This is a genomic window from Streptomyces sp. B21-083 (genome assembly GCF_036898825.1).
Lineage (GTDB): Bacteria > Actinomycetota > Actinomycetes > Streptomycetales > Streptomycetaceae > Streptomyces.
Window position 1 is genome coordinate 3668060 of record NZ_JARUND010000001.1, and the last position, 14007, is coordinate 3682066.

General features: G+C 69.8%; 16 protein-coding genes and 1 pseudogene. 7 read left to right on the top strand and 10 right to left on the bottom strand.

Annotation, left to right across the window (positions count from 1 at the left end; genetic code table 11):
• The first annotated feature begins 27 nt into the window (after positions 1–27).
• Positions 28–855 (top strand): aminotransferase class IV, encoded by an 828-nt coding sequence (locus tag QA861_RS16450; protein WP_334589070.1) that lies wholly within the window; start codon positions 28–30, stop codon positions 853–855.
• A gap of 84 nt (positions 856–939) precedes the next feature.
• Here the strand turns inward: QA861_RS16450 and QA861_RS16455 are convergent, their stop codons facing one another.
• The 3 genes from QA861_RS16455 to QA861_RS16465 are packed head-to-tail and all read right to left on the bottom strand — an operon-like array spanning position 940 to position 2155.
• Positions 940–1431: a carboxymuconolactone decarboxylase family protein gene (locus QA861_RS16455; protein WP_334589071.1), complete on the bottom strand. Its 492-nt coding sequence runs from the start codon at positions 1429–1431 to the stop codon at positions 940–942.
• Entirely contained in the window at positions 1428–1742 is a 315-nt protein-coding gene (locus tag QA861_RS16460; protein WP_334589072.1) for a DUF7848 domain-containing protein, read from the bottom strand. The genes QA861_RS16455 and QA861_RS16460 overlap by 4 nt, the downstream gene beginning before the upstream one ends.
• On the bottom strand, positions 1739–2155 hold the full coding sequence (locus QA861_RS16465) for a hypothetical protein (RefSeq protein ID WP_334589073.1): 417 nt from the start codon (positions 2153–2155) through the stop codon (positions 1739–1741). Before QA861_RS16465 ends, QA861_RS16460 begins: the two co-directional genes overlap by 4 nt.
• Positions 2156–2327: 172 nt before the next feature.
• On the opposite strand from QA861_RS16465, the gene QA861_RS16470 reads away from it, so the two are divergent.
• Both QA861_RS16470 and QA861_RS16475 read left to right on the top strand, forming a co-directional pair.
• Entirely contained in the window at positions 2328–3149 is an 822-nt protein-coding gene (locus QA861_RS16470) for a helix-turn-helix domain-containing protein (RefSeq protein ID WP_334589074.1), read from the top strand.
• Complete coding sequence (locus QA861_RS16475) at positions 3146–3424, top strand: DUF397 domain-containing protein (RefSeq protein WP_334589075.1); 279 nt, start codon at positions 3146–3148, stop codon at positions 3422–3424. The genes QA861_RS16470 and QA861_RS16475 overlap by 4 nt, the downstream gene beginning before the upstream one ends.
• A 23-nt stretch (positions 3425–3447) precedes the next feature.
• On the opposite strand, the gene QA861_RS16480 is transcribed toward QA861_RS16475, so the two are convergent.
• Both QA861_RS16480 and QA861_RS16485 read right to left on the bottom strand, forming a co-directional pair.
• Positions 3448–5604, bottom strand: a complete 2157-nt coding sequence (locus tag QA861_RS16480; RefSeq protein ID WP_334589076.1) for a tetratricopeptide repeat protein — start codon at positions 5602–5604, stop codon at positions 3448–3450.
• Positions 5601–5870, bottom strand: a complete 270-nt coding sequence (locus QA861_RS16485; protein WP_334589077.1) for a hypothetical protein — start codon at positions 5868–5870, stop codon at positions 5601–5603. Before QA861_RS16485 ends, QA861_RS16480 begins: the two co-directional genes overlap by 4 nt.
• A 312-nt stretch (positions 5871–6182) precedes the next feature.
• Here QA861_RS16485 and QA861_RS16490 point away from each other — a divergent pair, with 312 nt between their 5' ends.
• The 3 genes and pseudogenes from QA861_RS16490 to QA861_RS16500 all read left to right on the top strand — a co-directional run.
• Positions 6183–6452: a hypothetical protein gene (locus tag QA861_RS16490; RefSeq protein ID WP_334590589.1), complete on the top strand. Its 270-nt coding sequence runs from the start codon at positions 6183–6185 to the stop codon at positions 6450–6452.
• On the top strand, positions 6445–7056 hold the full coding sequence (locus tag QA861_RS16495; protein ID WP_334589078.1) for a DUF6879 family protein: 612 nt from the start codon (positions 6445–6447) through the stop codon (positions 7054–7056). The genes QA861_RS16490 and QA861_RS16495 overlap by 8 nt, the downstream gene beginning before the upstream one ends.
• 136 nt (positions 7057–7192) lie before the next feature.
• Positions 7193–7456 (top strand): annotated as a pseudogene (locus QA861_RS16500) (isocitrate lyase/phosphoenolpyruvate mutase family protein); the annotation flags it as partial.
• 37 nt (positions 7457–7493) lie between these two features.
• Here QA861_RS16500 and QA861_RS16505 read toward each other — a convergent pair.
• Positions 7494–8666 carry a DUF5954 family protein gene (locus QA861_RS16505; protein WP_334589079.1) on the bottom strand — a complete coding sequence of 391 codons (1173 nt, stop codon included), beginning with the start codon at positions 8664–8666 and terminating at the stop codon, positions 7494–7496.
• 144 nt (positions 8667–8810) lie between these two features.
• On the opposite strand from QA861_RS16505, the gene QA861_RS16510 reads away from it, so the two are divergent.
• On the top strand, positions 8811–9722 hold the full coding sequence (locus QA861_RS16510; protein WP_334589080.1) for a GNAT family N-acetyltransferase: 912 nt from the start codon (positions 8811–8813) through the stop codon (positions 9720–9722).
• 42 nt (positions 9723–9764) lie between these two features.
• On the opposite strand, the gene QA861_RS16515 is transcribed toward QA861_RS16510, so the two are convergent.
• The 4 genes from QA861_RS16515 to QA861_RS16530 form a co-directional block, all read right to left on the bottom strand.
• Complete coding sequence (locus QA861_RS16515; protein ID WP_006381590.1) at positions 9765–10754, bottom strand: malate dehydrogenase; 990 nt, start codon at positions 10752–10754, stop codon at positions 9765–9767.
• 418 nt (positions 10755–11172) lie between these two features.
• Positions 11173–12486, bottom strand: coding sequence for an XRE family transcriptional regulator (locus QA861_RS16520; protein WP_334589081.1), 1314 nt, complete (start codon positions 12484–12486; stop codon positions 11173–11175).
• Between the two features lie 398 nt (positions 12487–12884).
• The gene (locus QA861_RS16525; RefSeq protein ID WP_334589082.1) at positions 12885–13397 is read right to left on the bottom strand and encodes a helix-turn-helix domain-containing protein; all 513 of its coding nucleotides are present in this window, start codon (positions 13395–13397) and stop codon (positions 12885–12887) included.
• 125 nt (positions 13398–13522) lie between these two features.
• On the bottom strand, positions 13523–13981 hold the full coding sequence (locus tag QA861_RS16530) for a DUF3017 domain-containing protein (protein ID WP_334590590.1): 459 nt from the start codon (positions 13979–13981) through the stop codon (positions 13523–13525).
• Positions 13982–14007: the final 26 nt, after the last annotated feature.

The window sequence follows — 14007 nt, forward strand, 5'->3', positions numbered from 1 at the left end:
ACCAGCGGTATCAAGGAAGAGCACTCGATGACGCGAACAGCAACACAAGCGGCGCCCACGGAAGGGCGGTTGGCGTGGTCGCCGCGCCGGGGTCTGACCGGGGCGGACTCCGTCGGTTCCGTGCCGACGCTCGGTGAGCGACTGGCGGTCGCCGACTCATGGCTGCTGCGCGACGGCCGGGTACGCGCCCTGGGCAGGCACCGGGAGCGTTTCCTGCGGGCGTGCGGCGACTCCGGTGGCCCCTCGCCGCGCCAACTGGTGGACTTCTGGCGGGACATGGCCGACGCGCTGCCCCGCGCCGGGGAGTGGTTTCCCCGGGTGGAACTGGGCGCCGAATCACGGGAGTTGAGGCTCCTGCTCCGGCACGCTCCGCAGCTCGGCACGGGCGTACGGGTCTGGGCGGCGGGCCAGACCGACCCGCGTACCGTCCCTCGCCGCAAGGGGCCCGACCTGGACATCCTGGGCCGGGTCCGGCAGCGGGCGTCCACCGAGGGCGCCGACGAGGCGGTGCTGATCACGCCGTCGGGCGTGGTCCTGGAGGGCGCCACCTCCAGCCTCCTGTGGTGGGAGGACGACACCCTGTGTCTGCCCTCGCCGCAACTCCCCGTCCTGGCCGGAGTCACGGCCGCCCTCATCCAGGAGCGGGCCCAGCGCACCGGCGTCCGCGTCGCCCACCGCGAACGCACCCTCGCCGACCTGGAGGACCGCGAGGTGTGGCTGGTGAACGCCCTGCACGGAATCCGCCCGGTGACGGAATGGACGGGCGGAACGAAACCGATTCTGCGAGCGGGCCGCGCGATACGGGCGACCGAATGGCGACAATGGCTGGAAAGCCTCATGGAGCCGCTGGAGTAAACCTGCGACAAGCAAGGGAAAAAGACAGGGCAGGACGATCCGAAATCGCCCTGCCCTGATTTTCCATTTCCAATTTCAGCAATTTCAGCCGGTCTTCTGCACCGGCTGATAACCACCGGGAACCATGCGTGTCGCGATGGCGATCCGGTTGTACGCGTTGATGACGGTGGCCACCCAGATCAGCGCGGCGACCTGCGCCTCGTCGAAGACGGCGGCGGCCTCGGCGTACACGTCGTCGGGGACGTGCCCGTCGTGCACCAGGGTCACGGCCTCGGTCAACGCCAGTGCGGCGCGCTCCCGTTCGGTGAAGAAGGGGGTCTCCCGCCAGGCGTTCAGGGCGTAGATCCGCTGCTCGGTCTCACCCTGGGCACGGGCGTCCTTGGTGTGCATGTCGAGGCAGAAGGCGCAGCCGTTGAGCTGGGAGGCGCGAATCCGGATCAGCTCCAGGATTTCGGGTTCGACCTTGGCATCCTGCGCGGCGGATACAGCGGCGCCATGCAGGGCGCCCATGGAGGCGGAGACGTCGGGGGTGATTTTCTTCAGGGCGACACGGGATACGGATTCAGTGGTGGTCATGGGATTACTGTAACCGTTGACGAGGACCCCGGGATCGTGAATTCGACGACACAGGGAGACACCTCGGAATATCCGCCGCCTTGGGGCTCCAGGACCGCGTAGTCCGCGAACGTACGCCGGTACCGGGTGTGCCGCGTGTCCTGCGTGTGCCTGCGCTGCCACTCCTCCACGTCGGCCGGGCCCTGTCGTACGCCGGACTCGGCCCCGCAGTCGCTCTCCTCGCCCGACACACAGCGCGCCGCGTACTCCGGTTCGGCGGTGGGGTCCTGGACGATCAGGTAGGGCACGTAGCGGAACACCCGGCGGGTCATGCGCCGTGGTCCCGGAGCTGATGGGAGCGGAGCAGTACGTTCGCGTCCGTCTCCCCGCTCCAGTCGAACCCGGCGCGGGCGGTGGCGCGTCGGTCACCGAGTCCGGCGCACTCCGTACAACCGGGGACCGGCACCGGCGGGTGGCACACCTCGCGGCTCGGGCCGTTCACCGGTTCCGCCCGGTTGCGCACGGCCTGGTCGTTCACCGCCCGCACCTTGGCGCTCAGTTGCTCGGCGGGAGTCGCGGGGCGTACGTCCGCCGGAACCGCCTCCCATTCCCGGCCGCCGCCGAGCGGGCGGAGCAGCAGATAGGGACCGACCTTCGCCCGGTACTCCCCGACCTTCTCCGACTCCACGTCGAACAGGACCGCTCCGGCCTCCGGGGCCGTACCCGCACACTTGTCTGTCTCCACGCGCTTCTCCACGTCGATGTGTTCCTGTGCCCCTTTGGGGTGGGCAACTACCGGTTGTGGAGACAGCGTTGCGCTCCGTTGGGTAGCTTCACCAGGGAGAACGCCATGACCTGACCGAGGTCATGGGAGGTCGCCATGACCGCCTCCCGGTCATGACGGAGGAGGTTTGCGCATGACCGTCGAGACCGACACCGCACCCGACCCCACGAAGTCCCTCCTGGCCTTCTTCGGCACGGAGTTGACCCGCCTCCGCACAAATGCGGGGTTGTCCCAGGAGCAGACGGCACGTCTCGCCCACACCACTCAGTCCATGATCTCCAAGATCGAGTCGGCGAATCGGGTTCCCTCCCTGGACCTCGCGCGCGACCTCGATGTAGCGCTGAAGACGGACGGCCACTTCGCGAGGCTGCACCCGCTCGTCGTCAGTTATGCGTATCCGTCCTGGTTCCTGCCGTTCGTGGAGCTGGAAGGAGAGGCTGTGTCCATCCGGGTGTTTGAGAACCAGATCATCCCCGGCCTGCTGCAGACCGAAAAGTACGCCCGCTCGATGCTGCTCGCGGTCCGGCCGGACAACCTCGACGATCTGGTCGCCGCCCGGATGACCCGGCAGGAGATCTTCGAACGCGAGGAACGCCCCAGGACGTGGTTCATCGTGGACGAGTACGTCCTCATGCGGCACATCGGCGGTGAGGCCGTGATGCGCGAGCAGTTCGAGCGTCTGCTGGAGGCGGGCCAACATCCCCGCACGGTGATCCAGATCATCCCTCGGACGGTTGTCGCGCATCCTGGGCTCGCGGGTCCGTTCACCGTGCTCGGCTTCGACGAAGGGCCGGACGTGCTCTTCGTGGACGGTTTCTCCCAGGGTCGAACGGCCCTTGGCCAGGACGAGGTGACGGAGGGAATCCGAGCCTATGATCTGCTAAGGGCGGTTGCCCTGTCGCCCGACGCGTCAGCCGAGTTGATCCGCAGGCATCTGAAGGAGCTAGACACATGATCAGCGCAAGCGAGCTGTCTGTTGTGTGGCGAAAGAGCAGCTACAGCACCAACGGCGGCAACTGCCTGGAAGTCGGCGGAACCATCAGCGCGAGCGAACTCCCCGTCACCTGGCGCAAGAGCAGCCACAGCACCAACGGCGGCGACTGCCTCGAAGTCGGTGACGGGGTGCCCACCATCGTCCCCGTCCGCGATTCCAAGGCCCCCCACGGCCCGGCCGTCCTCTTCGCGTCCGCCGCCTGGGCGTCCTTCGTCGCCGAGGTCAAGGACGGCTGAACTCCCGCACCCCCGTACCCCCGTCACGCCTCAGGCGGGCGCCATCGTCCCGACGCGAACGCGTCCAACAGCTGCCTGCTGGCAACCGTGAACGGATGGTCGGTCCCCAGGCTGCGTTCCCGCCGGGCTACGACATCCGTCATCAGCTGGGTCCCCGCGTCGACTCGACCCAGCGCGACCTGGGTCCGGGAGAGAAGCTGCTGGGCCGCGAGTGCGATCGGATAGTCGGGGCCGAAGCGGCGCCGGTAGGCCTCGGTGACCTGTCGTATCTCCTGGCCTGCCTGGTCGAAGCGGCCCAACAGGTACAGCACCCAGGCGTGATTGTGGTGGGCGCCCAGGGTGACCGTGTGGTCCGGGCCGAGAAGTCGGTCGCATTCCGAGGGCAGGTCGAGCAGGGCGCCATCCTCTTCGGTGACGACGTCGGCGGCGGACAGCAGTTCCAGCAGACTTGTGCGTGAGCGCAAGGTCAACGGGTGCTCAGGGCCCAGCGCCAGGCGACGGCCCGCGACCGTGGCCCGGAGGAGCGAGAGGGCCTCGTCCCGTCTGCCGAGATTGGCCAGTACGAGATGCAGGCCATGGGCGCTGTCCAGGGTGTCGGGATCGTCGGCCCCGAACAGGCGGACCTGAGCGGCGCGGACGCGATCGAGCAGCGACTCGGCGTCCGCGTACCTGCCCAGCCGGAAGAGCGCGCGGCCTGCCCTGGAGCGGGCGGCGAGTACGGACCGGTGCTCCGCGCCGAGCCGCCGTTCGCCGAAGTCCGCTGCCGCGCTCGCGGTCTCCCAGGCGGAGAGGTAGTCCCCGGTGCGGTACAGGGCGACGGCCAGCCGGGTCGCCACAGCGAGCGCGTCGGCGGACGTCGCCGGGTCCTCGATGCGTCGCATCAGGGCCACCGCATGGGGAACGAGCAGCCGGAGCAGCGGATCGTGCGGGCCCGCGTCGGGGAGAGCGGGAAAGGCCGCGTCGAGGAGACGGACGGCCGTGGTGTCGAGCATCGGAACCTTCTCGGCCGGGGTCGCCGCCGCGACACTGTCGAGCAGCACCCCATGGGTCTGCGCGCACCGCACACCGACGTCGACCAGTTCGGTGAGCGACTGGTCGAGCAGCGCTCGCAGGGCGGTTTCGCAGCGCGCGAGAGGAAGAACAGCGTCGATCTCGGCCCGGTTCAGCAGGGACAGCGGCAACGGTTCGGGGGCGAAACGGGCCAGCAGCCGCAGCAGCGCGGTCGCTTCGGGCAGCCCTCGTTCCTCGAACGCGTCGAGTGTCAGTTGCCACGTCAGTCCCACCGTGTGCCGGGGATCCTGTTGGGACAAGGCATCGGCTCCTTGGTCGATGAGCCCGACTCGTTCCCCTTCGTCTCCGCCTTCGTCGAGACGGCGCCCATAGGCCTCCAGCGTCCAGGGGTCGAGCACTTGTTGGGAGAGGAAGCCGCCTGCCAGCGTGAGGGCCAGCGGCAGCCTGCCGAGGCGTTCCGCGATCTGTGCCGCCTCCTCCCTCGTACCGCTGTGGGGGGCGAGATCGTGAAGCACGCGCGCTGCGTCCTCACGCGGCAGTACGCCGATGTGCTGCAACTCCGCTCCCGGCCACCAGCGGGCGGCCGACCGGCGCGTGGTCACCACGACCGTGCCTCGGGGGCTGGTCCGCAGCCAATTGCCGTCTCGGAGGATCTCGGGCTGGTCGGCGTTGTCGAGCACCAGCAGCCAGGGCTCGGCGGAGCGGTCGAGGTACTGCCAGACGAGATCGGCGGCGGCGCGCAGTCCGTTGCGGGCGGCCAGCAGTTCACCGTCGTTCGCGCCTCTGTCGGCGGCGACCGCGAGCATACCGGCGCGCAGACTCGCGCGGTCGGAGGCGCTGACCCACAGGCCTACCCTTTCGCACTCGTCGACGGCCAGTTGGAAGAACGTGTAGGCGACCGCGGTCTTGCCGCAGCCGCCCATGCCGTACAGCACATAGGCCTCGCCGCCATGTCCCACCCGCACACCTGCTCGCAGACGTTCCAGTACGTCGAGGCGATCCCGCAGCACGACCGGAGGCCGGCCGACCGCCGGACGGCGAACCGAGTCGGGCCCTCCCGGGGCAGCCAACTCCTCGCCGTAGTGGTGGTGTTCGCTGATGTGCTGATCACCCGACGCCTGGTAGACGCGGCCACGGTCCTCGGCGTAGCCGTCCATCTCACGTGTCATCGCTGCGTGTTGTGCTGGTCTCGGCCCGCCTGATAGACCCGGGCCCGGCCGGACGCGGTGGCATGCTGGTGGATCGCCTTGGCCGAGGGGGCGGTCGAGCCGCTCGGCTCAAGTTCGTCGAGGAGTCGGCGCAGTTCCACGGCGACGTCGGGCTGGGCGGCGAGCAGACGCCGGAGCCGCCCCTGCCACTCCAGACGCAGTTCGCCGAGTGCTTCCTGATCGTCGGCCTCGCCTGCCGCCAGCGCGTCTTCGCGGGTGGCTTCCAATTCCGCGACGACAGCCTCGGCACGGTCCGGCTGTGCTCGGCGCCAAAGTTGCGCAATCCCACCCCGGGTGCGATTCCAGGCATCAGTTGTCATCAAAGTGACGAGCGTAGCTCCCGCGCTTTGCGCGAGAAGGGCCGTCTCCGGATCCACAGTCCCCCCTGAATAAGTCTTTACAGATCTTCCGAAGATACGCCGACCACGTCAAACCGTCGACATCTATCACTCTCCGGCAAGTCTGATTTTCGCCTGGTCAACCAGACTAGCCAAGTGCTAGATTGATCAAATTGCGATTCTATCGAGGGGGCGATGTCCATGGCCAGGCCTTGGGAAGCCGATCCGGATACTACGTTCAAACGGCGCCTCGGGAAATCACCTCAGGAACTGGGAAACACGACCGGCGCCCCCGACTGCCCCGACATCTGGGAGCTTACGAACGGGGACATCGCCGTCATCGGCCGGGATCTCACGGAGTCACTCGGCGGGAAGTTACCGGCGGGCGTCTCAATCGGGCCCGATGAGCGGCTCGTTGTCATCCCAAGGAACATGTTGGTTACGGCGAAACCGGATATCCCCAGTGTTTGATTCCTTCCCCAGCGGTACTTTCGAACGTATGGACCGCCCCACGTATCACGCGGACTTCTATCGAATCCGCGAGAGCGGCATTCGCCGACAGAACAAGCTCGAACGGGGACAGAACTTCAAGGAACGCGGGTTCCCCAGCTGGGAGGCCTTCGCCGCCGGAAACTGGGAAAGCGCACTTTCCCTCGTCGACGAGAAGCGCGAAATCTATACGCGACAGTTCCGCGAGGCGGCACAGCTGCACATCCTGGAGCGTCGCCTTCGCGTGGTGGATTTCCCCATCACCCCGTACGTGCAATGGGAGATGTTCGTTCTGCGTTTGCGCGTGGAATTGGGCGAGAATATCAGAGTGCTCGACGCCCGCAAGATCTCGGACATCGAGAACCAACGCACCGTGCCGGAAGTGGTGATCCTCGGAGACGTCGTCATGTACGAGGTCCAGTACGACGACGACGGGAACGCGGCGGGAGCCAATCGCTTCGCCGACCGAGCGCTGATCGAGGAGACGCTGGCCGGATTCGAGGCGTTGTACGAGCGCGGGGAGGAATTCCACAGCTTCTTCGACCGGGAAATCGCTCCGCTCGCCCCACCCGCAGTCGCCTACTGACCTGCCCGCCCCGACGACGGCTGGGAACCCGCCAAGGCAACCGTCGCGCACAACTCCTCCAGCGCCCCCGCCCACCCGTGGTCCGCCGGTGTCCCGTACCCCACGACCAAGAGGTCGGTCCGTTCGGTCGTCGAGTCCCGAACGGGCTGTCGAGCGGGCCGTGTTGTACATGGCGGCCGGCGCCGACCGCCTGTATCCCATCGCCGCCCCGACCGCCGTACTGCCGCTGCTGCGGTCCGTCTTCGAGGGGCCGCTCAACGTGTTCGCCACGCTCGACGGTCCCTCACCGGCCGAACTGGGCGCCCTCGGCGCCACCCGCGTCACCTTCGGCCCGGGCCTGCTGCGGCGGACCACCGAGGCACTGCGGGACATCGCGGGCGGGCTCAGGCAGCGGGCGTAGGGGACCGGACCCGCCGCCCGTCACCACCCGATGCCGGTTACGCGCCGCCCGTCCCCTTCTCCTCCCCCTGTCCCTTCTTCCTGCTCTCGCGCACCGCCTGTCTCCGCGCCTCCTCCGCATCCCATCGGCGCTTCAACTCCAGCGTGCGTTCGCTGAGTTGGACCGGCTCGTCGTCCTCCTCCCGCCACAAGCCCTGTTCCTTGAGCCGGCGTGTCTGTACGTCGACGGGCGGGTCGGGGTCGAAGTCGGAGGGGCGTGGGCCCTCGGGGCCGTCGGGGCCGACCCTGACGAGGCGTTCGACCCGGGTGACGCGGTAGCGGATGCCGTCGACGGTCGCGACGTTGGAGCGCCGCTCGTCGACGCGGTCGGCGGCCAGGGCGTACTCCGCGGCCTTCTCCTCGCTCAGCCGCAGGGTGAAGGGAGCCATCACGCGCAGCCAGTAGGCGAGGGAGTCCCGCGCGCCCTGGGGGGTGGAGTCGGAGGCGCCGGGGTTGTGCGCGCGCCAACTCCCGTCCACCCGCTCGGAGATCATGTAGACGGCGGGCAGCAGCACCCCGCCCGGATGCGTGTGGATCGCCCGCCGCGCCTCGTCCCGGACCTCCGGCGGCGCGCCGGGGGCGACGCCGACGAACTGGATGAGGTCCAGCTTGAGGATGCCGTCGGACAGCCCCGTTCCGGTGATGGGGTCGACCACGAAGCCCTTGGTGCCCGGTCCCACCCGGTACGCCTCGCCGACCTCCGCCGGGTCCGGGTCGGAGGGGCGGGGCGGCTCGGGCCCGTTCGGTCCCATCCGGACGAAGCGTGAGGCTCGTACGATCCGGAAGCGCTCGCCGCGCACCCGTACGTCGTTCACCACCTCACGGTCCATACGCTCGGCCGCCGCCGTCCACTTGCGCCGGGCGACCTCGTCCCCGGCCTCGTGCGCATCGCCCGCCCGCATCCGGAACACGGAGCCGAGCGCGTCCCGGGAGCCCTGTGGTGTGTCGCTGCCGTAGCCGTAGAGCTCCCAGCCGCCCGTCTCGCACTCCCTGGCGTGGAAGAACTCAGGGATGCCCACCCCCATCAGGTCGGGGTACCGCTGCGCGGCCTCCCCCGCCTCCTGTTCGGCGAAGGCGGCGATCGGGCCGTCCTGCGCGGTGACCCGGACCGTCAGATACGTCGGGACATCGTCCCTGTAGTCACCCCGGTAGTCGCCCCTGTAGTCGTTCATGTACCGAGCGTGCACACAACGGACGTGCCAGACATCCGATTTCACCGAATCCGCCGGGCTCAGGCGTGGAATCCTGTGGAATCCCGCCAGTTCTTTGACTAGAGTCAAAGAACTATGGACGACGGAACCGTGGACCACGGAACCATGAACGACGTGAACGCCCTCCGGCAGTTCAACCGGTACTTCACTCGGCGCATCGGCGCCCTCGACGACCATTACCTGGGCCAGGACCGGCCCCTCGGCGAAGCCCGTCTGCTGTTCGAGATCGGGGACGGCACCTCGCTGCGGGAGCTGCGGAGCCGGCTCACCCTGGACGCCGGGTATCTGAGCCGGCTGGTGCGCTCGCTCACCGCACAGGACCTGGTGGAGGTGAGCGCGCACTCCTCGGACAGCCGGCGGCGGCTCGTGCGACTGACCCCGGCCGGCCGGGCCGAGATCGAGGAGCAGAACCGGCGCGCCGACGCCCTCGCCGAGAGCCTCGTCACCGGGCTCACCGGACCACAGCGCGACGAACTGACGTCCGCCCTCGGCACCGCACGCCGCCTGCTGCGCCTCGCCGCCGTCACCGTCGACCTCGTCGACGGCGCCGCACCGGACGCCCGCGCCTGCCTGGAGGCGTACGCCGCGGACCTCGACGCCCGCTTTCCCGAGGGTTTCGACTCCTCGGCGCTGGTCCGCCCGGAGGAGGTGTCGGGGCCGGCGGGTGCCTTCTTCGTGGCGTACGAGGAGCAACGCCCGGTGGGCTGTGGGGCGTTGCGGCGGCTCGGTCCGGGGGTCGGCGAGATCCGCCATGTCTGGGTGCACCCCGGCTCGCGCCGTCTCGGCCTCGCCCGGCGCCTGCTCGACGCCCTCGAACAGGCGGCGGCGGAACGGCACTTGACCGTCGTACGGCTGGACACGCACACCGTGCTCACGGAGGCGCGGGCGATGTATCTGGCGTGCGGCTACGCGGAGATCCCGCGGTACGACGACAACCCGTACGCGGGGTACTGGTTCGAGAAGCGGCTCTCCGGGACGGAGCCGGACGCACCCGGGCCCCGTCCGGCCGAAGGCTGAACGGGGCCCGGGTGCAAAGCCGTTGGGGCTGTGGGACCAGGACTAGATGAGACCGAGGGCGCGGACCGCGTCGCGCTCCTCGGACAGCTCCTGCACCGAGGCGTCGATGCGGGCGCGGGAGAACTCGTTGATGTCCAGGCCCTGGACGATCTCGTAGACGCCGTCCTTCGTGGTGACCGGGAAGGAGGAGATGAGGCCCTCCGGGACGCCGTACGAGCCGTCGGACGGGATGCCCATGGAGGCCCAGTCGCCGTCCGCCGTGCCGTTGACCCACGTGTACACGTGGTCGATGGCGGCGTTGGCGGCGGAGGCGGCCGAGGACGCGCCACGGGCCTCGATGATCGCGGCGCCGCGCTTGGCGACGGTCGGGATGAAGTCCTCCGCGAGCCACTTCTCGTCGCTGACGACCTCGGCGGCGTTCTTGCCGCCGACGGTGGCGTGGAAGATGTCGGGGTACTGGGTGGCGGAGTGGTTGCCCCAGATCGTCAGGCGCTTGATGTCGGCGACCGTCGAGCCCGTCTTCTTCGCGAGCTGCGTGAGCGCGCGGTTGTGGTCCAGGCGGGTCATCGCGGTGAAACGCTCGGCCGGTACGTCCGGAGCGGCGGCCTGGGCGATCAGCGCGTTGGTGTTGGCCGGGTTGCCGACGACGAGGACCTTGATGTCGTCCGCGGCGTTGTCGTTGATGGCCTTGCCCTGGGGCTTGAAGATGCCGCCGTTGGCCTCCAGGAGGTCACCGCGCTCCATGCCCTTGCTACGGGGGCGGGCGCCGACCAGCAGGCCCACGTTCGCGCCGTCGAAGGCCACGTTCGGGTCGTCCGTGATGTCGATGCCCTGAAGCAGCGGGAAGGCGCAGTCGTCCAGCTCCATGGCGGTGCCCTCGGCGGCCTTGAGCGCCGGGGTGATCTCCAGGAGGCGGAGCCTGACCGGCACGTCCGCGCCGAGCAGCTGGCCGGAGGCGATGCGGAAGAGGAGGGCGTAACCGATCTGGCCGGCCGCGCCGGTGACGGTGACGTTCACGGGAGTGCGGGTCATGGCGTTCTCCGTATGACAGCTGGCGGTGGGGCGTCGCTGCCCCGGGGTTCGGATGATCGATCTCTTGGCGTCAAGAGAGATCCGGCCGTCAGGCTATCGCGCATCCGGGATCCCGGACGTCCGGGTCCCGTGTGGCCCACCCCACAGAGCCGACCTCAGAGCCCGCTCACCGCGTCACGAACGGCGACGGCCGCCCCGGGAGAGGAGTGAGGGGCGGCCGCCGCCCGGGGACCGACTCTGCCGGACTCCCGTGGGGGTATCTGACCGCCTGCCCCGAACCGGCGCGGGCATTCCCCTCGTACGCCGATTGATGAAAATCAGGCGTACGAGGGTCCCCGAGGGACATCGCGCCGGACGACCCTGGCCACCCGGGCCACCCGGAGTGCTCGGGCCACCCCGAGTGCTCGGACTGCCCGGGCTACTGCGTGCAGCCCTTCAGCCCGGTCGCCTTGAGCGTGACGCACGCCGTCGCGTCGCCCGCGTCCTTCACGGCCACCATCGGCGTGTACGCGTCGGTGTCCGTGTCGACGGTGCCGGTCTGCTTCGCCGCGCCCGAGGCGGTGACGTCGACCTGGTCGCCCGGGGCCGCCTGGGTGATGCGCGCCCAGGCCGCCTGGCAGGTCTTGCTGTAGCGGACCTCGACGAGCGTGGTGCCGACGGTGACACTGTTGGCGGTCTGCGCCAACTCGCCGCCGCAGCCCATGTTCTCCGGGTCCTTACCGGTGCACGCGGCGCCGCTGCACTCCACGCCGACCGGCAGGTCGGGATTCGGGGCTGCCGAGGTGTTCGGCGACGCGCTCGGCTTGGCCTCCGGCGTGTCATCGCCCCGGTTCATGAGGATCAGGGCCGCCGCGACCACGACCGACGCCCCCACGACGCCCGCGAGGAACATCGTGAGCCGCCGCTTACGCCGCGAACCGCCGGATCCCCCGCCGGCGCCCGGCCGGGCGTCCTGCGGCTGACCGCCCTGCGCCGGTACGGGCGTACCGGGAGTCCAGGGCGCCGCGCCCGGATATCCGGGCACCCCCGACGCTCCGGAGGGCCCGACCGGTCCGACCGGATCCGCGGGCGGGGCCTGGCGCCCCCCGGCACCACCCCTCACCGCCGGTCCCTGGTACCCGGCTATGCCCCACGAGTTGCTCTCGGCCGAGACGGAACTCGACGAACTCGCGGAACTCACCGAGCCGCCGGACACACCGCCCCGCGCCGCGCCCGCCCGTACGTCGCCCACCGAGTCCCGGGCCTCCGGGGGTGTCGGCTGCGGCGGCACGGTCGGTGAGACGCCCGCGGGTCCGGCGATCCCCGGAGTCACCGTCGCGCTCCGGGCGGCCCGCCCGTTCTTGCCGCTCCCGTTCTTGCCGCTCCCGTTCTTCGTCTCGACGGCAGGTGCCCCGAACTCACCCAGTGCGGCGCGCGCCTGGGAGATCCGTATCGCCTCCATCGTCATGTCGTGACGCATCTCCGAGCGGCTCCAGGCGCGCTCGGCCAGCTCCCACATCGTGGTCAGGTGCACCGGGTTGGTACCGGTGACCTCGGCCAGGGCGACGATCGCGCCCTTGGGCGCGAGCAGCCGGCCGCCCAGATAGCGCTCCCATGACGTCTTGCTGTAGCCCGTGCGGTCGGCCACCGCCGCGATGTTCAGGCCGCTGCGGTCCACGAGCCTGCGCAGCTGGCTCGCGAACTCCTTGACCTGCGGATCCAGTTCATCCGGCAAGGCCCTCCAACGAGGCATTGCTTCCCCCCTCTTCCCCCCGGTCGTGCTGGCTGTTCTCCCGTGCGTGGTGCCTTGGATCCCCTTGGCCGAACCCTCGTCCTGGCTACCCACACGGATGCGCCCGGTACGGATCTCGGTTCCCGGGGTGGGGGCGCACGGGAGCATTGTCGGGCCTGGAGGTGCACCGTTGCACGCCCCTGGCTCACGGTCCAGTGTTCCAGGTTCCACCGACAACCCTCCCGGTCGGCCGAACCTCTGGCTGGTGCACGGGACGCCCCGGACCGTCCCGATTGCCCACATTAACCCGGGCGTGTTGCACCCCGGTTGTAAATCCTCGAACTTATCGACACATCGCCACACGGAAAGCACAAGAACGGTCACATCGGGCGCTCTTGTGTCAAATTCCCTCAACAGCATCAACCAAAAGCGACAGCGCCGACCACCGTGACAAGCGCCAGGGCCAGCGCGAGGAGTACGGCGACGAGAAGCACCCGCCGGGAAGAGTCCACGGATTTCTGCCCGGAGGCCGCGGAACCCCCGGCGGACCCGGACTCCACCCACCACGGAAGGGTGGGCACCTCCTCCTCGTACACCCCGTCGCCCCCGTCCACCCCGCCCCGCTGCTCCGGCTTCGCCGGATCCGGGGCCGGTGGGCGGGGCCAGACCTGTACCGCCAGCTCCCGGCGGACGGCGAAGCGCTCGGCATCGGCCGGGGTGAGGTCCGCGACCCGGCACAGGGCGGCTATCGCCTGCCGGGGCGGCGGCTGGGTCGCGTTGAGGTACCGCTGCCAGGAGGACTTGCTGTACGCGGTACGCGCCCCGAGCGCGGCCAGACTGAGCCCGGTGCGGTCCTTGAGGAGCCGCACCTGCTCCACGAAGTGCCGCACCTCGGGCGGCAGGTCGTCCGGCAGCGGCTGCCAGGCGCTCATCGGGCGTCCTCCTCGACGTTCGTCGGCCGGTCCGAGGCGTTTGACGACGTCAGAGGGCGGATCGGTTCCCACCGGGGCGAAGTACGGTCCTCCGCGGTCCGGTCCTCCATGGCCTGCGCGCGTTCCTACCCGCCCTGGCCGCTGATCGTGTAGTGCAGCGTGTCGTCCAGGAACGGGATCGTCAGCCACGGCTGCGGCTGCGCCATCATCGACAGCAGCACGATGGCGGTGCCCAGCAGCGTGTACGTCACCATGTCCGTGAACCGGGAGCGGACGGCGAGCATCCCCACGTCCGGCACCACCCAGCGCAGCACCGCACCGGCCAGCAGCGCGGCCCCGATCAGCAGCGTCCCGTACCGGAACACGTCGAGCGCGGTCAGCAGCAGGCCGAGTCCGACCGTGCTCAGTACGGCGAGGATCGGCCACTGCCGGGCGGGCGCGGGCGCGTCCCCGGGAGCCGCCCGGCCGCCGCCCTCGGGTCGCGCGGTGTCCCGCGTGAAGAGGGGGAAGCGCCGCGTCGTACGCCGGGGGCGCCCATGGGCGTCCGGCGCGCTGACGGGGTCGACGGCGGTGGGCTCGGGCACCTCACCGGGCTCCGCGCCGGACTCCG